At 63.2% G+C, this 18,201-nt stretch carries 18 protein-coding genes and 2 pseudogenes; 13 read left to right on the forward strand and 7 right to left on the reverse strand.

Going from position 1 to position 18,201, the window contains the following annotated elements; genetic code table 11:
• Positions 1–23: 23 nt before the first annotated feature.
• Positions 24–806: pseudogene (locus K6I40_RS26250) on the forward strand (ADP-ribosylglycohydrolase family protein); the annotation flags it as partial.
• Here the strand turns inward: K6I40_RS26250 and K6I40_RS28795 are convergent.
• Entirely contained in the window at positions 738–935 is a 198-nt protein-coding gene (locus tag K6I40_RS28795) for a hypothetical protein (RefSeq protein ID WP_255682183.1), read from the reverse strand. The pseudogene K6I40_RS26250 and the gene K6I40_RS28795 sit on opposite strands and share 69 nt — an antisense overlap.
• Positions 936–969: 34 nt before the next feature.
• Positions 970–1,329 carry a transcriptional regulator gene (locus tag K6I40_RS26255; protein ID WP_222918333.1) on the reverse strand — a complete coding sequence of 120 codons (360 nt, stop codon included), beginning with the start codon at positions 1,327–1,329 and terminating at the stop codon, positions 970–972.
• A 133-nt stretch (positions 1,330–1,462) separates the two neighbouring features.
• On the opposite strand from K6I40_RS26255, the gene K6I40_RS26260 reads away from it, so the two are divergent.
• From K6I40_RS26260 to K6I40_RS26280, 5 genes are all read left to right on the forward strand, one after another.
• Positions 1,463–2,152, forward strand: a complete 690-nt coding sequence (locus K6I40_RS26260; RefSeq protein ID WP_222918334.1) for a cob(I)yrinic acid a,c-diamide adenosyltransferase — start codon at positions 1,463–1,465, stop codon at positions 2,150–2,152.
• 98 nt (positions 2,153–2,250) lie between these two features.
• Positions 2,251–3,006 (forward strand): ABC transporter ATP-binding protein, encoded by a 756-nt coding sequence (locus K6I40_RS26265; RefSeq protein WP_222918335.1) that lies wholly within the window; start codon positions 2,251–2,253, stop codon positions 3,004–3,006.
• Positions 3,003–4,487, forward strand: a complete 1,485-nt coding sequence (locus K6I40_RS26270) for a hypothetical protein (RefSeq protein ID WP_222918336.1) — start codon at positions 3,003–3,005, stop codon at positions 4,485–4,487. The genes K6I40_RS26265 and K6I40_RS26270 overlap by 4 nt, the downstream gene beginning before the upstream one ends.
• Positions 4,488–4,587: 100 nt before the next feature.
• Positions 4,588–5,190 carry a winged helix-turn-helix domain-containing protein gene (locus tag K6I40_RS26275; protein ID WP_222918337.1) on the forward strand — a complete coding sequence of 201 codons (603 nt, stop codon included), beginning with the start codon at positions 4,588–4,590 and terminating at the stop codon, positions 5,188–5,190.
• A 3-nt stretch (positions 5,191–5,193) separates the two neighbouring features.
• Positions 5,194–5,670: a hypothetical protein gene (locus K6I40_RS26280; protein WP_222918338.1), complete on the forward strand. Its 477-nt coding sequence runs from the start codon at positions 5,194–5,196 to the stop codon at positions 5,668–5,670.
• Between the two features lie 53 nt (positions 5,671–5,723).
• Here K6I40_RS26280 and K6I40_RS26285 read toward each other — a convergent pair whose 3' ends face one another.
• Positions 5,724–6,134, reverse strand: coding sequence for a transcriptional regulator (locus K6I40_RS26285; protein WP_222918339.1), 411 nt, complete (start codon positions 6,132–6,134; stop codon positions 5,724–5,726).
• A gap of 119 nt (positions 6,135–6,253) precedes the next feature.
• On the opposite strand from K6I40_RS26285, the pseudogene K6I40_RS29085 reads away from it, so the two are divergent.
• Both K6I40_RS29085 and K6I40_RS26295 read left to right on the forward strand, forming a co-directional pair.
• A pseudogene (locus tag K6I40_RS29085) lies at positions 6,254–6,832 on the forward strand (hypothetical protein).
• A gap of 73 nt (positions 6,833–6,905) precedes the next feature.
• Entirely contained in the window at positions 6,906–8,495 is a 1,590-nt protein-coding gene (locus tag K6I40_RS26295; protein ID WP_222918340.1) for a cobyric acid synthase, read from the forward strand.
• A 94-nt stretch (positions 8,496–8,589) separates the two neighbouring features.
• Here the strand turns inward: K6I40_RS26295 and K6I40_RS26300 are convergent, their stop codons facing one another.
• Positions 8,590–8,979 (reverse strand): CopG family transcriptional regulator, encoded by a 390-nt coding sequence (locus K6I40_RS26300; RefSeq protein WP_222918341.1) that lies wholly within the window; start codon positions 8,977–8,979, stop codon positions 8,590–8,592.
• A gap of 442 nt (positions 8,980–9,421) precedes the next feature.
• On the opposite strand from K6I40_RS26300, the gene K6I40_RS26305 reads away from it, so the two are divergent.
• The 4 genes from K6I40_RS26305 (at position 9,422) to K6I40_RS26320 (ending at position 13,240) form a co-directional block, all read left to right on the forward strand.
• The gene (locus K6I40_RS26305) at positions 9,422–9,673 is read left to right on the forward strand and encodes an MTH865 family protein (RefSeq protein ID WP_222918342.1); all 252 of its coding nucleotides are present in this window, start codon (positions 9,422–9,424) and stop codon (positions 9,671–9,673) included.
• Between the two features lie 159 nt (positions 9,674–9,832).
• The gene (locus K6I40_RS26310; protein ID WP_222918343.1) at positions 9,833–11,851 is read left to right on the forward strand and encodes a bacterio-opsin activator domain-containing protein; all 2,019 of its coding nucleotides are present in this window, start codon (positions 9,833–9,835) and stop codon (positions 11,849–11,851) included.
• A gap of 264 nt (positions 11,852–12,115) precedes the next feature.
• Positions 12,116–12,436, forward strand: coding sequence for a hypothetical protein (locus tag K6I40_RS26315; protein WP_222918344.1), 321 nt, complete (start codon positions 12,116–12,118; stop codon positions 12,434–12,436).
• Between the two features lie 87 nt (positions 12,437–12,523).
• Positions 12,524–13,240, forward strand: a complete 717-nt coding sequence (locus K6I40_RS26320) for a peptidase M10A and M12B matrixin and adamalysin (protein ID WP_222918345.1) — start codon at positions 12,524–12,526, stop codon at positions 13,238–13,240.
• Positions 13,241–13,342: 102 nt separating this feature from the next.
• Here the strand turns inward: K6I40_RS26320 and K6I40_RS26325 are convergent, their stop codons facing one another.
• The 3 genes from K6I40_RS26325 to K6I40_RS26335 form a co-directional block, all read right to left on the reverse strand.
• A complete protein-coding gene (locus tag K6I40_RS26325; RefSeq protein ID WP_222918346.1) occupies positions 13,343–13,693 on the reverse strand; it encodes a winged helix-turn-helix domain-containing protein in 351 nt (116 codons plus the stop codon).
• A 325-nt stretch (positions 13,694–14,018) separates the two neighbouring features.
• The gene (otsB, locus tag K6I40_RS26330) at positions 14,019–14,897 is read right to left on the reverse strand and encodes a trehalose-phosphatase (protein ID WP_222918347.1); all 879 of its coding nucleotides are present in this window, start codon (positions 14,895–14,897) and stop codon (positions 14,019–14,021) included.
• 3 nt (positions 14,898–14,900) lie between these two features.
• Positions 14,901–16,613 carry a trehalose-6-phosphate synthase gene (locus K6I40_RS26335; RefSeq protein ID WP_222918348.1) on the reverse strand — a complete coding sequence of 571 codons (1,713 nt, stop codon included), beginning with the start codon at positions 16,611–16,613 and terminating at the stop codon, positions 14,901–14,903.
• A 289-nt stretch (positions 16,614–16,902) separates the two neighbouring features.
• Here K6I40_RS26335 and K6I40_RS26340 point away from each other — a divergent pair, with 289 nt between their 5' ends.
• Positions 16,903–18,051 carry a Xaa-Pro peptidase family protein gene (locus K6I40_RS26340; RefSeq protein ID WP_222918349.1) on the forward strand — a complete coding sequence of 383 codons (1,149 nt, stop codon included), beginning with the start codon at positions 16,903–16,905 and terminating at the stop codon, positions 18,049–18,051.
• The last annotated feature ends 150 nt before the right edge of the window (positions 18,052–18,201 follow it).

The raw sequence follows: 18,201 nt of genomic DNA on the forward strand, positions 1-18,201 counted from the left end.
ACGGAGCCGACCGTACCGCCGGTATGGTCGACCGAGACCGTACTAGGGGTGTCCTCCTCGGCCTATCCTGTGGCGACGCGCTCGGTCGTCCCGTCGAGGGCTGGTCGGCCGACCGAATCGCCCGCGAGTACGGCACCCTCGAGTCGTTCGTCGGTGACGGGACCCACAGCAAACCACCGGGGACGGTCACCGACGACACGCAACTCGCGACGGTACTCGCTCGAAGCCTCCTCGCATGCGACGGGTTCGACCGGGATGAGTTCGTCTCGCGGTTGGTCGACTGGTACGAGAGCCGGCCGTTCGGTATCGGCGGCACGACGACCGAAGCACTCCGCCGAATCGCGGACGGCACCCCGCCGCTCGAGGCGGCCGAGGCAGCCAGAGCGGTGAAGCCACCGGGGCAGAAAGCGACGAACGGCAGCGTGATGCGCTGTGCGCCGCTCGCGATCGCCTACGCCGACGACCGGGCAGTCCTCGAGCGGGTGAGCCGCGAGTCCTCGCGCGTGACACACGCTGATCCGCGCTGCGTCCACGGCTGCGCCGCACTCACCCTGACGATCGCCGCCGCACTCGAGGGGGCCGAGCGCCCGCTCGAGACCGCACTCGCGGCGCTCTCCGACGATGCACCGTCCGAACTGGTCGACCGACTTGAACCGATACCGGACGGTGTCGAGTCCGATTCGCTTGTTCCGGAAAACGACGCCATCGAGACGCTCCGAACGGCGCTCTATCACGCGCTAACGGCGTCGGACCTCGAGACGGCGGTTATCGGTGCGGTCAACGAGGGCGGGGACGCGGACACGATCGGCGCGGTCACCGATGCCGTCGCCGGGGCGCGATTCGGCGCGAGCGCGCTGCGCGAGCGCGCTGCCCGAGCGGTGGCTGACGAACGTAGCGGGACGGACGGAACGAATGACACTCGCGGATCGGCTCACCGAACTCGAGTTAAACGAGCAATAGCACGCTATCTCAGAACTCTCGCTGGAGCTCCGACCAGATGCCGAACTCCGTCGAGTGCTCGATATCGACACGCAACTCGTTGTCGTCGTCAAGGTCGATCGAGATTTCGTCGAGGTTGGCGACGTATCGGGACTTTCGGTGGCGACCCTTACGGACGCCGACGGCGTTCTCGACGAGTCCGGCCTCGGTCAGACAGTCGAGTTTTCGATACGTCGTCGAAAGTGGGTGATCCGTGGCCTCGGCGATGTCCTCGACCGTCATCGGCTCCTCGAGTACCGCGATGATCTCCTGGCAGGCCTCGTCGTCGAGCGCGCCCATGACGCACTCGAGACCGGGAGTCTCGCCGGACGAGGAGAGCTCGAGTGACATTGGGTGCAGCGACATTAGGAGCGAGGATTAAAGACACGTTTGATTACGAGTGTCAGTAAACCGGAATAGATCGATTTGCGGCCCGAGGAATCGATGGGGCAACTACATGTGCAATCGGCCCGAGAGAACGGGTATGAGCGACGATCGGACGTCCGAGTCCACGGTCGAGAACACGCCCGGGCAGGGACGAACGCCCGAGGCCGAGCGGATCGAACCCACCGCCCCCGAGGAGTTCGGCCTCGTGCAGGTCTGGTGGGGCGACGGGAAGGGGAAGACGACGGCTACACTCGGCATGGGAATGCGGGCCGCCGGCCACGGCTACCGCGTCCACATGCTCCAGTTCATGAAAGGCGGGGCCTCGAGCGTCGACGCCGTTCGTGGCGAGTACAATGCCATCGCCGCGCTGCCGGGAATCAGCTACGAAAACCTCGGTCACTACGGCTGGCACGGGATGGAAGACGGGAGCGCCGAGGCCAACCACGAGGCCGAGGCACAGGCTGGCCTCGAGCGCGCCCGCGAGTTGCTCGAGGCGGCCGAGGAAACCGCCCTCGACGAACCGATCGATCTCGACGCGGATCCGGAGGCGGGAATGCACATGCTGATTCTCGACGAGGTACTCTACGCCGCGGATCGGGGCCTGCTCTCGGAGGCGGACGTTCACGACCTCATCGATGCGAAGCCGGATGGTCTCGAGCTGGTGCTGTCGGGGAGTCACACCGAGCCGGACTACCTCGCGGACCGTGCGGACCTGATCACGAACGTCCGGAAGGTGAAACATCCGATCGACGACGGCCAGCGGGCGCGACAGGGAACCGAGTTCTGACCGGCTCGCTGCGCGCTCCATCGCGCACGGCGACCGGGCTGTCACTATTCTTCTACCAACACAGTTATTATCAGATACTGAGAAAGACTCGTCATCCAATGGGTGTGATTCGAGTAGACGGGCTGCGAAAGTCCTACGGATCTGTCAACGCTGTAGATGGAATGGAGTTCGCCGTTGATCGGGGAGAGCTGTACGGCTTTCTCGGGCCGAACGGTGCCGGCAAGACCACCACGATTCGGGTCCTGACCGGCCAGATCGAGCCGGATGCGGGCGATGTGAGCGTCCTCGGAACCGATCCGGTCGCCGACCCCATCGAGACGCGCAAGCGGGTCGGCATCCTTCCCGAACAGGAATCGCCGCCGAGTTTTCTCACGCCGCGTGAGTACCTCGAGTTCGTCGGTGAAGTGCGCGAGCTCGATCCCGACTGGATCGCGGCGCAGACCGATATATGGGCCGAACGGCTCGGATTTGAGAACAAACTCGACACGCTGCACACCGATCTCTCCCGCGGACAACAACAAAAAGTGATGATCGCGCAGGCGTTCGTCCACGAACCCGACGTGGTCTTCATCGACGAGCCACTAGCAAACCTCGACCCGCTCGTCCAGGAACAGGTCAAGCGCTTTCTCGTCTCTTATGCGGCCGGTGACAACGCCGTCTTCGTCTCGACGCACAACATCGACGTCGCCGAGGAGATCTGTACTCGCGTCGGCATCGTCGCCGACGGCCAGCTCGTGACCGAACGCTCGCTCGAGGACGGCGAGGACGACGAGTCGCTCCTCGACCTCTTCCTCGACCGCGTTGAGGGCGAAGGCGCGCGAGACACGCCCACGCTCGAGCAACTTGACGCATGACCGGGACGAGTACGACCGACGGCGCGAGCGTGACGGACTCGAGCCGATCGGGTCCCGGGCTCTCGACGCCGCGGCTGCTCGCAATCCTCTTTCGCGAGGAGTGGCGACTGCACACGCAGCTATTCGGCGGCTGGCGGTTCGCGCTGTTCCCACTCGTGATCGCCGTCCTCGCGGTGAGCGGGTCGCTCGCGCTCGTCGAGACCGGCACCGCGCCCGGGACGGTCGTCGGCGGCCTGCACGTCCTCGCCGTCGGCTTCGGGCTCTATAGTGGCACTGCGGGCTTTGCGGGGTCGGACATGCTCGAGAACGTCTTCGGGCGGCTGTCGCTGTTGCTCTCGTCGTCGACGACGCTGCCGCTCTCGCGTCGGCGGTTGCTGGGCGCGTTCCTCCTGAAGGACGGTCTGTTCTACGCGGTCGCGTTCGTGTTGCCCATGTCGCTCGGGAACGTCGCGGTCGACGGCCTGTCGGCGACGACGCCGCTCTCGGTCGGCCTGTTCTGGCTCTCGCTCTGTCTCGTTTTCACCGTCGGAATGGCCGTGACCGTCGCCCTGATCGCCGTCCGCACGCGCGGCGTGCCGCCGTGGACGATCGGTCTAGGGATCGGACTCGCCGTCGTCGGCGGCTGGGCGGTCGGCGGACTGGGAACGCTCCAATCTGCTCTCGTTCCGATTACCGGATCTCCAGTCACCGCCGGCGGACTGGCTGTCGGGACCCTCGTCCTCGCGGCGGGCTCGCTCGCGATCTACGATCCGACCTACGGCCGGCCCTCGCGGACCGCCACCGACCGCTTCGCCCGACTCAGTGATGTGCTCCCGCTCGAGAACGCACCACTGGTCACGAAGTCGCTGCTCGACCTCGCGCGCTCTTCGGGCGGCGTCTGGAAACCGTTCGTCTCTGCGAGCATCCTGCTCGCGCTCGTGGCCGCGCTCGTCGGCGTCGTCGACTCGATTACCGGCATCGCACCTGCGCCGGGAATCTTCTTCGGCGGCGTCCTCGGCCTCTCGGCGTTTACGACCTACAACTGGCTGACCCAGTTCGATTCGCTCGAGGCCTACCTCACCTACCCCGTCTCGATCGCGGACGTCTTCCGCGCGAAACGGATCGCGTTCGTCCTGGTCGGCGCGCCGGCGGTCGCCGTGCCCTACCTCGCGGCCGTCGTCTGGTTCGACGCGACGCTCGTCGACGCCGTCGTCGGAGCGATACTGCTGGCCGGCTACGCGCTGTACTACTACGGCCTGACCGTCTACATCGCCGGCTTCGACCCCAACGAGTTCCTCTTCGACGCCGTCCGCTTCGCGACGTTCACGGTCGGCGTCGCCGTCCCGCTCGTGCCGACGCTGGTCGCCGGCTTCGTCGTCGTCCCCCCGTCCGTGGAACTCGCCGCCGTCCTCGCGCTCGCCGGCATCGGCATGGGGTTCCTCGGACTCGTCCTCTCGAGTCGCGCCGGACCGCGCTGGGACGCGCGATATAGAGCGGAATAGCGGTTCGAACTGGGATTGATTCGGACGTATTGAACGGCTACAGCAAGCTATAGAATAGCTATAGCAAACTATTTTGTGCCAATCTCGTAATACGATAGCAATGAGTGATATCGGTGTCCCATGGGACGGGGACGTAAACGAAACCGTCATCGAGGAGTGGCGGGCCGAAACGTCACCGTTCGATCGGGTCAAAGAGGTGCTGCTGGCGACGACGACGCCCCAGTATGCGGGGGCGATCGCCGAACGGGCACGCGTTAGCGAGCCCAGCGCCCGCAAGCATCTGCAGACGCTCGCCGAAGCCGGCCTCGCCGAGCGCGAGGCTACAGGTCGGGGGACGAGATACAAACGCTCGCGCGAAACGGTCGCGATGGGTCGGATCCGCGAGTTGCACGCGGAACTCACCAAGGCGGAACTCGTCGACGGCATCCGAGACCTCAAGGAGAAGATCGAGACCTACCGCGAGGAATACGGCGTAATGGACCCGAACGACCTCGCGCTCGAACTCGAGGCCGACGACGGCGAGGGGTGGACTGCGATCTCGCGCTGGCGGGCGCTCGAGGAGAACCTGAAAATCGCGCAGGCGGCGCTGTCGCTGTACGACTTCGATCCGGACGGTGAACACGGCGACGAAACGGCGCGATCGGACGATACTGACACGTCTCGAGGCGCGTTCGCCGGTGAGACGGGGGACCTCTCGGCGTAACGGATGGATCGTGACGAGTCAGCCGGCATTCCGTCCGAAGAACGAACGACCGATCTCGGCGCGCCCGATGTCACGACGATGCGTCGCCTCCGCGAGTTCTTCCGGCAGACGGAACCGCTCGTCGAGACCGCCGCATTCGACGACGTTCTCGATCCCCAAGAGATCCGCGTCGAATATGTAGACGGGATCGGGGACGCGGAATGGTGCCGACTGGATATCACGTGGTACAAATCGGGCGCGTATCGATTCCATTACGTCGACGAAAACGACGTGAACTGGCGATTCGACCGCCATCCGAACCCCCATTCTCCGGAGAAGCACTTTCACGAACCGCCCGACGCACCCGCCGAGACGGCAGCACGATCGTGTATCGACATCGAGGAACATCGTCTGGTCGCTCGAGCGGTCACGAAATTGTGGCGGCGAGCCTACGAGCAGAACGACCCCTCGATCCTCAATACGGCCGACAATCCACCCTGAAACGGACACCGCTCCCATACCGTCCGAGAGAATGGGAGTAGTCAGTCCTCGAGTCAGCGTTCGGGTCGCGGTGCGTTTTCGTACCGCTCGATTTCGTCGGTCGTTTCCACTCGTTCGTAAATCGACTGCAGCGTCTCTTCCGCTCGCAGGAGATCGTGTGCCTCGAGGAACTCCCGTCCCTCTTCGCTGATTCCGTAGAACTTGTACGGGAGATCGTTCCGTCGGCGATCCGTCGGGAGTGTCAGCTCATCGACAATACCCGCCTCGATGAGTCGCTGCAGGTGCTGCCGGATCGTCGTCCGACTCTTGCTGGGGCTCACGTAATCCAGTTCCTTCAGCGTCGGCAGTTGCGCGGGATGGCCCAGAACGTCCTGAACGAGAGCGAACCGTGTCTCTTGGGTGACGACGTTCAGCCGCTCGCGAACGGTCTCGAGGTCGGTCGGCGTCCGATCCGGCGTGCTCATATCCGTCATTTCATGCGATACGTGCAAAAGCGTTTCGCTCAAAAGCGAATAGGTCATATACGATACGTCCACCGATCCAGTCGGTAAATTGAAGGATCGGAGCTGCGTCCGCTCGGCTGATGACCGAGGAGTCGGTGACCGTCGACGAACTCGCCGAGAAAGCCGAATCACACCTCCACGAGTCGTCGCTGACGCCCGAAGAGTACGAAGCGCTCAAACACAGCGTCGCAGAACTTTCGCCGCTTCTCACGACCGAGCGGACATACTTCGTTCTGGGCAGCTACGGACGGCCGGAGATCCATCGACTCCAACTCGTCAAGGACAGACTCAATCGACGTTCGGGTAGCTACGCGTTTCTGATGGTCGATATCCGAAGCGAGTGAACGAATACCTATCTCAAGTTCCGCCTCCTCGCCGATTACGCCGGTTTCATCGTCGGCGTAACCGAACACGACCGCAGCGGATTCCTCGTCGAACAGGGGTATTTCACTGCCATACCGGAGTACTTCGAAAAGACGCACGTCTTCAAACGGACATACGACGACTTAGAACCCGAAGCCGTCGATACGGCCGTTGATCTTGAGAAGCCGTACAGCGGGATGCAGACGGCGATTTTCGACATGCTCTCGGACGCTGACCGACTGTACGTCTGGCAGACCGAGGACGAACTCCGTGACCGTACCGATACGCTGCCCTGATAGCTACGACAGGACTGCTCCAAACTGAACCGATAGGACGATACTACCCGACACTCGAGTACCGACAACGCGGATGACCAGAACGCTTCTCGTCGCCGGAACGGCGAGCCACGTCGGTAAGTCGACGGTCGCGGCTGGCCTCTGTCGGCTGCTCGCCGATCGCGGGATCGACGTCGCGCCATTCAAAGGCCAGAACATGAGCAACAACGCTCGCGTCGTCGTTCAGCCGGATGTGGACGGCCGGCAGCGTGTCGAGTCAGACGACAGTAACGGCGACCAGTGGGGTGAAATCGGCGTCTCCCAGTTTGTCCAGGCTCGAGCGGCCCGGATCACGCCGACCACGGACTGTAACCCGGTGTTGCTCAAACCGCGCGGCGACGGCGAGAGTCAACTGGTGGTACAGGGGGAGGCTCACGATCATGTCCCTGCCGGAACCTACTATGAGGAATACTGGGAGCGAGCGTGCAAGGCCGCCGAGGAGTCCTACCGCAGATTAGCGGCTGACAACGACGTGATTATCGCCGAGGGTGCCGGCAGCATCGGCGAGATCAACCTCCACGACCGGGACCTGGCGAACGTCGAGACCGCTACGTTTGCGGACGCCGACATTCTCCTGCTGGTCGATATCGAACGCGGCGGGGCCTTCGCCAGTCTCTACGGCACGATCGAGCTCGTCCCCGACGACCTTCGCGATCGTATCGTCGGTGCGCTCATCACCAAGTTCCGCGGTGATCGATCCCTGCTCGAGCCCGGCATCGAGGAGATCGAGTCCAAGACCGGTGTTCCGATTCTGGGTGTGTTGCCCTACGACGACCCGGGGCTCCCCGAGGAGGACAGCGTCGGCCTCCCCGGAACCGAGGAGCGCGGCATCGTTGGCGATGACGACGGCGTTCCCGCCGATCGACGCGTCCGGATCGCCGTTCCTCGGCTTCCCAGACTCTCGAACGCGACCGACCTCGAGGCGCTGGCCGACGAACCCGGCGTTTCGGTGGTGTACGTGCCGGTCGACGGCAGCGACACTGCTCCTCTCGAGGGCGTCGACGCCGACGCGGTCGTCATTCCGGGCACGAAGAACACGGTCGATGACCTCCTAGCGCTGCGGGAGGCCGGGTTCCCCGACGCGCTCGCGGCCTTCGACGGGCCGATCGTCGGCGTCTGCGGCGGCTACCAACTGCTCGGCGAGCGGATTACCAACGCCGCGCTTGAGGGGACTGGTGAGGACGACACTGTCGAGGGATTAGGCCTGCTACCGGTCGAGACGCGATTCGAGGGCGACAAGCGCCTCAAGCAGACGGCGGTTCCCGTCGACGGAACTGCGTCGCCGCTGCTTTCGGGGGCCAACGGCCCCGCCTCGGGCTACGAGATCCACGCCGGACGAACGGCGACGCTCGACGACGTGAACCGTCCGCTCGGTGACTCGAGTGCAGCCCGCGGGCAGATACTCGGGACGTACCTGCACGGCCTGTTCGATAACGAATCGGTTCGAGCGGCGTTTCTCGAGCATGTCGCTGCGACGGCGGGCGTCGATCGGCCAGCGCATGCAGAATCCGTGGCGTCGACGGAACCGGATGCGACCGGACCGACGCCGTACGACCGAGCGGCGCGACTCGTCGACGAACACGTCGATCTGGCGGCGCTGGGCGAGCCGTTCGAATCGAACTGACGAATCCGGTTGAGAAACCGGCGGAGAGAACACGGGCGGAGTCGTTCGGAGGAGGAAAGACGGAATCGGCCGGAGCGACGCGACGCGGAACCGACTACGCTGATTCGTCGCGGTAGGTGCCGAGCAGTTCCTCAAGGATGATACACTCCTGGTCGGTCTCGTCGTAGTGGGTGTCGATGAACCGCTCGGCGGCCTCATAGTTGCTGCGCAGGCCGTGTTTTCGGACGTTGATGACGGCGTCGAGGAAGAACGTGCCACCGTCGGCTCCGAGCGCTTTGGCGTGGTCTTCCTCGCTGATATCGAGTTCCGTCTTGATCTCGTCGAAGTTGAACGTCTTCACCTTGTGGTCGGAATCGATCAGGGTGAGCACGTACTCCGCGGAGAAGCGATAGAACTCGGACTTACTCTCGAACATACCGTCTTCGACGAGCGAGTCGATTTCCTCGACCACGTCGTCGGGGTACCTGACGGTATCCTTCGCCATGTCCCAACACTGGTTGCTGCTGACTAATTATTGTTTCTACTGTTCAGTAGATGTGTCGGATTCGGTATGATATCGATCGGTCGAAACGCAGGAGACGAAGGCGGTATCGACTCGAGTCGCGGCCGCCGACTAGGCCGATTCCACGGTATCCGTATCGAGATTCGAACGGGGATCGGTACCACGGCGGGCTGTGATCGCTCGGACGTGGGATGTAACGATGTCTCTCGACCGGAGGTGTTCTCTGTGAATCTCTCGTCACCTCGAGCCGATCGCTGCCGTCAACTCCGCAAGCCGATCGCTGTCCTCGACTCCGTCCGTTCGATACCGGTCATTCCTCCGTTCGTTCGCCGCTCACGCGTCCGGGACGGACACGCTCGAGGTACACACGTTTCCCGGAACTACCTGCAGATTTATCATTTGCGACGCCGAACGGTGGCATGTAATGGCAGACGAAGCCGAACTCCGAGCGCAACTGATCGATGCCTTCGAGGGCGCTGACTACCCGGTCTCGAGTCCAATGGATCTCGTCCCGGCGCTTCCGAACGGTCCAGGTACTAAGTTCGAGTCCGGCGACTTCTCGATGACCGCGATGGAGTTGAGCACGAAGACCTCCGGCGGTGACTTTCCGTACGATGACGTCGAGTCACTCGTCGACGACCTGCTTGCGGAACTCCGAGAGCGAGGCGAACTGTAAGCCAAATGTGACTGCAGGGAGTGGGGACGGTATCGCGTATCATCTCTCGAACGGAGGGCAGACGACCAGTAGGCTTTTATTCCACAACCTGTCTTGATAGAACGGAGTTTGGCGTTGGGTGAATTCGTCTGCAGTCATGCGGAACAGGGAGGACCCAGGATGAACGGTGCATATCGATCTGGCCCGATCGTTGTCGTGACGGATGCTCGAGAGGAAGAGAGCGATCTCCGAACGCGACTCGGCAGGGCGACCGAACACGACGTTCGAACGGTCCCCGCGACCGGGGATCTCGATTCCGCTCTCGAGGCGGACACTGACGATTCGACTGGCAGTGAGACGGAATCGGCTACCCCGAGCGCCGTCGTCCTCGAACTCGACTGTCCCGGTGAAATACAGACCATCCTCCAGCGTGTCCACGCGATGCTGGCGACTGTCCCGACGATCGTCGCACCCCAAGAGGGATGCGAACGGCTCGCAACGGTTTCACTCAGGGCGAATGCGACCGAATACGTACCGACGGAAGGCGACGAGAACCCGATCGATCGGATCGTTTCAACGGTTCGGTCCCGATCGCGGCCGCCGGAGAACCGCGACGACGGCCGATACCACCGTATTCTCGCCAACGAACTGCCCGACGAAGCCTTCGTCATCGGCGAGGACGGCACCTACCTCGAGGCGAAGGTCCGGCCTGACTCGGCCGACCTGTACTCGACGGCAGCCGATGACCTTCCCGGAGCCCGACTCGAGGACGCGTTCCCCGACCAGGTCGCCGCGAAGCTACAGGACTGTATCGATCAGGCGATCAGGAACGACGATGTCCAGTCCGTCGAGTACGATGCGGAGACGACCGACGGATGCCGGCGATTCGAAGCCCGCGTCGTGCCGATCGATCAGCAAATTCAGGGTCGAAGCGCCGTCGTCTGGCTGGCCCGTGACATCACCGAACGGGTCCGGCGCGAACAGCAACTCAGATCGCGACAGGACCAACTCGAGACGCTCAACCGTATCAACGCGGTCGTCCGGCAGGTAATCGAGACGCTTGTCGAGGCACCGGCCCGGGACGCTATCGAACGCGAGGTCTGTGAGCAACTCGTTGATTCCGAACTGTACTGTGGATCGTGGATCGCCGAACGGACCGGTGACGGGCGACTGTCCTATCGGACCGGCGCAGGGGAGGCCGAGACCTATCTCGATAGCGTCCGCGATCTCTCCGTCGAACAGGAACGGCCGGTCACACAGGCAGTACGGACCGGTGAAATCCGAACGACGAATCGAATTCTCGAGGACGAGACGGTCCCCGAACCGCTCCAAGCGGCCGCACGCAAAGACGACGTCAGATCCGCGATCGCCGTCCCGATCACCCACGAGGACGCGACCTACGGCGTGCTCACCGTTCTCGCGAGCCGCGACGATGCGTTCAGCGAGCGCGAACGGGCAGGATTCAGGCTACTGGGCGAGACGATCGGCTTTACCATCATGGCGGTGAAGAACCGCCAGCTACTCTTTGCCGATACCGTCGTTGAACTCGAGTTCCGGATCGACGGCGGTGATACGTTCTCGTTCGATCTCTCCGAGATGTACGACTGTACCTGCGCCCTCGAGTGGGCTGGCACGACAGCGAACGGGCGCACCTTCCAGTATGTGACGATCGACGGAGTGGGCGGCGAGACGGTCCTCAAGGAGGCACAGGACCACGACTCTATCGAGGAGTGTCGGCTCATTCACGATGGCGAGGATAACTGTACGATCGAGATGCGGCTGGCGAAGTCGGGAGTTCGGACGCTCGCGAATCACGGAGCGACGATCCGCGAGGTCGCGGTCGAGAACGGGGTCGGGACCTGTCTGGTCGAACTCTCTCAGACCGCTGACGTCCGAGAGATCGCGGAGGCACTGACCGTCGTCTACGAGAATACCGAACTCGTCGCCAAACGGGAAGTCGACCGACCGGTTCGAACGGCGGCCCAACGCCGAAACCGGATCCTCGATCAACTCACCGACCGTCAACTCACGACGCTGCGACTCGCCTACTATGGTGGATTCTTCGACTGGCCGCGCGAAAGTACCGGCGAGGAGATCGCCGAGGCGATGGATATCTCACCACCGACGATGCACCAGCACCTTCGAAAGGGGCTCAAGGGGATCCTCGGGGAGTTCTTCGAGAGCGGCAGCCACACTTGAACTGGCCGGAATCGGCCGTGTTCGGCGACTGGAGAGTACAGAATCCGTTCGTCTCGTCGAAGTCCTGCTGTGGACCACTGGAAGATGACGTGTTTGATTTCGGTAGTATGTTAATACCGACTTGATTGTCATGTTTCCTTAAACGTCGCCCATATGAACCCCAGTATCGATGCATTCGGGAGCGTATCGGTCGGATAGAAATGACGACGACCGTTCGAGAAACGCTATTCGGTGCCACATCGCGTGTGGCAGGGGGTCAGATTCGTGTCTCCGTTTGAGTCCCTCTTCGAAGGGTCCGATGGGCGGTACTTCACTGGCTGGCAGCTCGAGCGACGCCTTCGAACCGGCGTGTGGTCGCTCTGCATTCGACAGCGAGCTCCCAACAGGGTGCTGATCGAAACCGAAGCGGGGGCGTTGCTCTTGCTCACTCCGATTGAGCCGAGCGGATTGCCGGCCGGCATCGAAATTCGCGTTTTCGAGAACTCTGCTCGAATCGCCGATACTCGAGTGAGACCCTCCTCGATGGCATCGATCGTCCCGACGGCCGACAGTGATCGAAGCGATCCAGCGCCACACGAGGGGTAACGACCGTCATGTTCATCCGCAGGAACCGGGGGCCAGCGGGACGGTGTCACTCATGAAGCGTCGCGTGTTCCTCGGGCGGTCGGATCGATGGCCTCGCTGGGCACGCTGGCATACGAAGCGCGCGAACCCAACGAGACGCTTTCGGTTCGAATCTGGCTCTCGGAACAAGCCGCTACCTACGAGGGAGTCACCGACCGCATTCGAGAGTATCTCTCGGAGATACTCGCACTCGAGCACTGGACGCTCGACCTCTCTATTGGCGGGACCGTCTCGGTCTCGACCGAGGACGCTGCTCGGCTTATGACTCGTGGAGAGTGGCCGATGGCCGTCGCTGCGGGCGGACTCGGCCGACGCGACCTCGAGCCGGTCTCGGACGTCAACCTGCTGGTGACCGATGGGGGGATGGAAGAGGCACCGACCGGGTACGGCATTCCATACATCGCATCGGTCGGCGGGGCGCGACACATCGCCGACCTCGAGCCGTTCGACGAGCAACTCACCGACGCGCGTCGGATCGTTCCGAACACGGCATCGACACGAACAATTCAGGTTCTCGTCCATGAGATCGGACACGCACTCGGGTTGGACCACGGTCACGGCGTTGCGTTTCGCTACGATGGTGCCGTGATTGCGACGCCGATGCTCAGCAGTTACGCGTGGGACCCATCGTACGAGGCCGACCGCTCTCGTTGTGGCACGGCGATTCCGTCGACGCCGGACGAACTGGACAAGAAACTCAGTCTCGCTTTTTCGTCGTGTGCCCGCCGCGAACTCGCGGCGTACGACGGCGGGCTCTTCTCATAGGTCGCCGGTCGGAGCCGTGAACCGATCGCTACCGGGCATTGTGACCGGTACGAAGAACCGAACGGCCGACGCGGAACCGAACGGAACTGGAAGACCGTGACGTTACTCGTCTGTTTCGTCGTCGTTCTCACCGCGGGCGAAACTGGCTTGCGTTTCACCATCTTGGTCCGTACCCGCGTTTGGCCCCTCGATGAGCGCTTCGAAGTCGTCGACTTCGTCGTACTGGTCTTGGTACACCAGCGCTGCTTTCCCCGTCGAGGAGATCTCGTAGAGACCGGATCGCTCGGCGGGTCCAATCTTGCGGACGAGACCGTAATCTTCGAGCACCGGCAGTCTGGTGTTGATGTTCTTCCGGCTCTTTTCCGTGTGTGCGGCCAGGTTCGTTGCGACGTTTCGTCCCTTATCCTCGAGCGCCTCGAGAATCAGGAAATCAGTTGGTTGGCGGAGTTTCACTCTCGTTCACTCTCGTACCGGTCTATATTTCCAGTGGTAACTAATACTTTCGGCTCGGAACAAGATGTTCGTATTGGTTATTGCCATCAATAGTATTAAGTGGTGGGCATTCATATGATCCGAGTGGGTAGCCGAGCGATTCCGGACGGGCCCCCCGGCCGTCCAAATCGGGTCGAGCCAGTATAGGTTACTCTGCTCCCCCATGCCGGGCTCGATCGGACCTTCCCCCACTCGGCCCCCACCCCCCACCCCCGAACCAGATTCTCCCCATCCCGACCGTCCTCGATTTCCGGAGACCCACGGGACCGGCGAACCGACAGCGTCGCTACCACCGATCTGGATAGTGACTGCGCACGCTATCAGTACTAATTCGTGTCGCCGACGCCGTGCTCGTTCGATCGACACGGTCGGCCAGAGTCGATTCGAGCCATGAGAGAAACGACGCGACGGCAGCGGGTGACTCGACCCGACAGGACGCACTCGAGAGGTCGTCGTTACCGACTCGGACACCGATTCCGTCCGGCTCGACGGCCCGAAACGCCGATTCGTCGGTGACATCGTCTCCGATATAGATGACGGCCGTACCGGGTGGCTCGTCGGCGGCGATCAACTCGACCGCGTTTCCCTTCCCCCACGGGAAGTCCGGCCCGATTTCGAGGATCCGTTTCCCGGTCGAAATCGCAAGGTCGTCGCCACCGAAGCGGTCGACGACCTCGTGGGTGGCCCGCCGAACGATCGGTTCTGCGGCCGCTGAAACCGATCTGAGGTGGACCGTCGCAGTCAGGCGCTTGTTTTCGATCCGGCAGTTCGGCACGGACGATAGCGTGGTCTCGAGGATCGCACAGAGCCGTTCGACTCGCGCGGTGCGTTTTCGAGCGACCGGGTGGACGGCGATCGATCCATTGCGGGCGAGTTCCAGTCCGTGATTGCCGGCGTAGATCACCGGCCCGTCGATCCGCTCGCGGACGTTCGCCAGCGCACGGCCACTGACGACCGCCGTGGTCGCGCCCGGCGTTTCACTGAGCGCGGTCACTGCCTGCTGGTTCGGCTCGGTCGGTACCGCCGCGTCCGGGTCGTCGACGATCGGGGCGAGCGTGCCGTCGAAATCCAGACAGACCAGCAGTCCGGTGGCCTCCTCGAGCGTCGCCCGGATCCGTGGCAAACACTCCTCGAGCGGCTGCGGTGATGTCTCGGTCCCTGTCATCGGCTACACTGGCGGAGTCGGTTCCCGGGAGTCGGAGTCAGTGTCAGTACCCGTTTCGGTTTGCTGGTGGTCACCGTGAACGCGCCGGATCCAGTCGAACTGGGTATCCATCCACGACTCGAGATCATTGTTGAAGACGCGCTGACGGAGCGTGTTCATCCGCCGGCGGCGCTCGTACGGCGACATCGAGAGCGCGTGCTCGAGTTGGTCCGTGAATCCGTCGGTATCGGTCGGATCGATCGTCAGTGCGTGCGAACCGAGCCGTTCGTGTGCGCCGGTCCGGTCGCTCAGTACCAGCGCGCTGTCGCCGTCGATGCTCGCGGCAACGTACTCCTGTGCGACGAGGTTCATGCCGTCGATCAGCGGACTGACCACCATCACGTCCGCGCGACGATAGAGTGCACAGATGTCCGTCTGAGACAGCATGTCTTCAGTATAGACGATTGGCCGCCAGTCGTCCGTTTCGAAGCGACGGTTGATCCGTTGGACCTCGCTGCGGACGAGTTCACCGTACTGCTCGTAGGTGCCGATCTCCGTGCGCGAGGGGGTTGCTTTCTGGACGAACGTGAACTCGCCGCGCCATCCCGGATTTCGCTCGAAGAAGCGCTCGAGCGCCGCTAACCGTTCGGGGATCCCTTTCGTGTAGTCGAGGCGGTCCAGACCGAGACCGATCGTCGTTCCCTGTGGAATTCCGTACTCCTCGAACAGATCGGAGAGCTGGTCGGGATCGCTCGACTGTGCGTCCCGCTCGTACGATTCAGCGTCAACACCCATCGGCGTTGCCACGACACGGGTCGTTCGTCCATCGTAGCGGACCGTCCGGCGGGCGCGGTCGACGGTCGCCTTCGGGAGGAATCGATCGACACAGTTCAGGAACTGATCGGCGTACCGCTCGACGTGGAAACCGAGCAGGTCGTTACCCAGCAGTCCCTCGAGAATACGGCCGCCGGCGGGGCAGTGCCGGAATGTCTCGGGCGACGGCCACGGGATGTGCCAGAAGTGGGCGACGGTCGCGCCGGCGGGGACCGACTCCTGGACCATCCGCGGCGCGAGCGCGAGGTGGTAGTCCTGTATCCAGATTACTGAATCGTCCGTCGCGTGATCGGCCACCGCCTCGGCGAACCGCTCGTTGACCGTCCGATACCACTCGAAGTCGTTCGATCGATCCTCGATCAAGTCGGGAAAGCCGTGACAAAGCGGCCAGAGCACTTGGTTGCTGAACCCATAGTAGTAGGAATCGACCGCCTCGTCGGAGAGCTCGAGCCGGCGGAGCGTGTAGGCCTCCTCGTCGGGCGGCACGGCCACGCAGTTTCGCTCGTCCGTGACGGTGAAGTCCGCGTCGCCGTCACCCCAGGCGATCCAGGTGCCATCAGTCCGCTGAACCACGGGATCGAGACCGGCGGTCAGCCCACCGGTCGGCTCATCGACCGTGATCGATCGCGTTTCGGCCGTCGAATGGGTACCGCCGTCAGCTCCCATCAACGTGGTTCCGTTTCCGTCGGGGCTCGAGGAGCCGGAATCCGACGGTGTGACGGAATCGTTCTCGTCCTTGTCTTCATACTCGTGACGATACGGTTGCCGGTTCGAGACAACGATCAACGAACCGGGACAGCTGGGACCGTCAGACGCAGACCCATCATCTGCTCGTCCGCGGCCGTCGGCCCGTCGCTGTCGATTGCGTACAGTCGTCGACGACAACCGCTCGGTAACTCGCATTCGCTGAAATACCACAGCGTCACGACGGGTTGCTCCGCCGCTTGCGATCGCTTGGGGGTTAATAGGTTCCCGTTAGTGATCGTAGGATACCGACTGTTCGAACACCGAGACAGTCGCTGCTCGAGACTTGCTTCTTTGACCGAGCCGGGCTTCGAACGCGCCAGAACACGATGATGTGTGCCGCGGTGAAGGACGCGAAGGACGAGCAAAGCACTCCCGCAATTGCCGCCATCAGTGTCACCGTCACCGCAACCAAACGTTGATTTCTCGCTCGAGCGAAGCCTCCCCCATGGAAACGCCGTTCGAGCGCCGAATCGCGGCCTGTCAACGCCGACTCGATCGCGAGGGTGCCAACCTGGCCGTCTGCTTCCCGAGTCCGAATCTGACCTATCTGACCGGATTCGAAGAATCACCGTCGGAGCGCCATCTGCTGTTGTTCGTTCCCGAGAACGGCGATCCGACCCTCGTCGCACCGGCGATGTACGAGGCGCAACTGTCCGGACTGCCGATCGCGGACCTAAAACTCCAGCTCTGGACCGACGCGGACGACCCGCTCGAGGAGATCGCGGACGTACTCGAGGGGTATTCCCTCGGTGGAACCGACCCGGCGACCGTCCTCCTTGACGACCGACTGTGGGCGACGTTTTCGCAGGACCTTCGAGAGCTGCTGCCGGACGCCACGTTTGGGCTCGCGAGCACCGTCCTCGAATCGCTGCGAATCCGGAAGGATGCCGTCGAACTCGACGCGCTCCGGCGGGCCGGCGCGCTCGCGGATCGGATCTCGCTCGAGATTCGCGAGCGCGGGGCCGACCTCGTCGGGATGACCGAATCGGAGCTGGCGGACGAGATCAACCGACTGCTCACCGCGGACGGCGGCGAGGAGCCCGCGTTCGAGACCATCGTCGCCGCCGGCCCGAACGGGGCCCGGCCACACCACCACAGCAGCTCGCGAGCAATCGAGGCCGGCGACCCGATCGTTTTAGATTTCGGCGCGTTCGTCGCGGCCGATCTCGAGGGCGGAACGGGCCGGTATCCCGGTGACCAGACGCGAACGATCGTCGTTGGTGACCCGCCTGCGGAGTACGAACGAGTCCACGAAACAGTCAGGGAGGCACAGGCGGCCGCGATCGCCGCCATCGAGCCGGGCGTCGAAGCCGGTGCGATCGACCGCGCCGCCCGGTCAGTCATCGAGGACGCCGGCTACGGTGACGCCTTCGTCCACCGGACCGGCCACGGCGTCGGTCTCGAGGTCCACGAACCGCCCTACATCGTCGATGGCAACGACCGCGAACTCGAGCCCGGCATGGTCTTCAGCGTCGAGCCGGGGATCTATCTCGAGGGACAGTTCGGGGTCAGGATCGAGGATCTCGTCGCCGTGACTGACGACGGTGCCGAGCGACTGAACGACACGCCGCGCGGCAGGGAGAGCGGTCGTTGAGTGCGTCGGTCGCTGAGTGCGCACCAAATCGGGTCGGTGACCCCGACGCGCGTCGAACGGGGACACCGGGTTTCCGGTGAAATGTCGGCGCGCTGCCGACTGATGCGTGCTACTTGATCGTCCGCAATCGTCTGGTCCGCTGTCAGTGAT

Source organism: Natrinema sp. SYSU A 869, from assembly GCF_019879105.1.
GTDB lineage: Archaea > Halobacteriota > Halobacteria > Halobacteriales > Natrialbaceae > Natrinema.

What these genes read in the sequence shown, in the direction of transcription:
- K6I40_RS26255 (WP_222918333.1), bottom strand. Translation starts at nt 1,329, where the DNA reads ATGTCACTCGAGCTCTCCTCGTCCGGCGAGACTCCCGGTCTCGAGTGC.
- K6I40_RS26260 (WP_222918334.1), top strand. Translation starts at nt 1,463, where the DNA reads ATGAGCGACGATCGGACGTCCGAGTCCACGGTCGAGAACACGCCCGGG.
- K6I40_RS26265 (WP_222918335.1), top strand. Translation starts at nt 2,251, where the DNA reads ATGGGTGTGATTCGAGTAGACGGGCTGCGAAAGTCCTACGGATCTGTC.
- K6I40_RS26270 (WP_222918336.1), top strand. Translation starts at nt 3,003, where the DNA reads ATGACCGGGACGAGTACGACCGACGGCGCGAGCGTGACGGACTCGAGC.
- K6I40_RS26275 (WP_222918337.1), top strand. Translation starts at nt 4,588, where the DNA reads ATGAGTGATATCGGTGTCCCATGGGACGGGGACGTAAACGAAACCGTC.
- K6I40_RS26280 (WP_222918338.1), top strand. Translation starts at nt 5,194, where the DNA reads ATGGATCGTGACGAGTCAGCCGGCATTCCGTCCGAAGAACGAACGACC.
- K6I40_RS26285 (WP_222918339.1), bottom strand. Translation starts at nt 6,134, where the DNA reads ATGAGCACGCCGGATCGGACGCCGACCGACCTCGAGACCGTTCGCGAG.
- K6I40_RS26295 (WP_222918340.1), top strand. Translation starts at nt 6,906, where the DNA reads ATGACCAGAACGCTTCTCGTCGCCGGAACGGCGAGCCACGTCGGTAAG.
- K6I40_RS26300 (WP_222918341.1), bottom strand. Translation starts at nt 8,979, where the DNA reads ATGGCGAAGGATACCGTCAGGTACCCCGACGACGTGGTCGAGGAAATC.
- K6I40_RS26305 (WP_222918342.1), top strand. Translation starts at nt 9,422, where the DNA reads ATGGCAGACGAAGCCGAACTCCGAGCGCAACTGATCGATGCCTTCGAG.
- K6I40_RS26310 (WP_222918343.1), top strand. Translation starts at nt 9,833, where the DNA reads ATGAACGGTGCATATCGATCTGGCCCGATCGTTGTCGTGACGGATGCT.
- K6I40_RS26320 (WP_222918345.1), top strand. Translation starts at nt 12,524, where the DNA reads ATGGCCTCGCTGGGCACGCTGGCATACGAAGCGCGCGAACCCAACGAG.
- otsB (WP_222918347.1), bottom strand. Translation starts at nt 14,897, where the DNA reads ATGACAGGGACCGAGACATCACCGCAGCCGCTCGAGGAGTGTTTGCCA.
- K6I40_RS26335 (WP_222918348.1), bottom strand. Translation starts at nt 16,613, where the DNA reads ATGCGAGTTACCGAGCGGTTGTCGTCGACGACTGTACGCAATCGACAG.
- K6I40_RS26340 (WP_222918349.1), top strand. Translation starts at nt 16,903, where the DNA reads ATGGAAACGCCGTTCGAGCGCCGAATCGCGGCCTGTCAACGCCGACTC.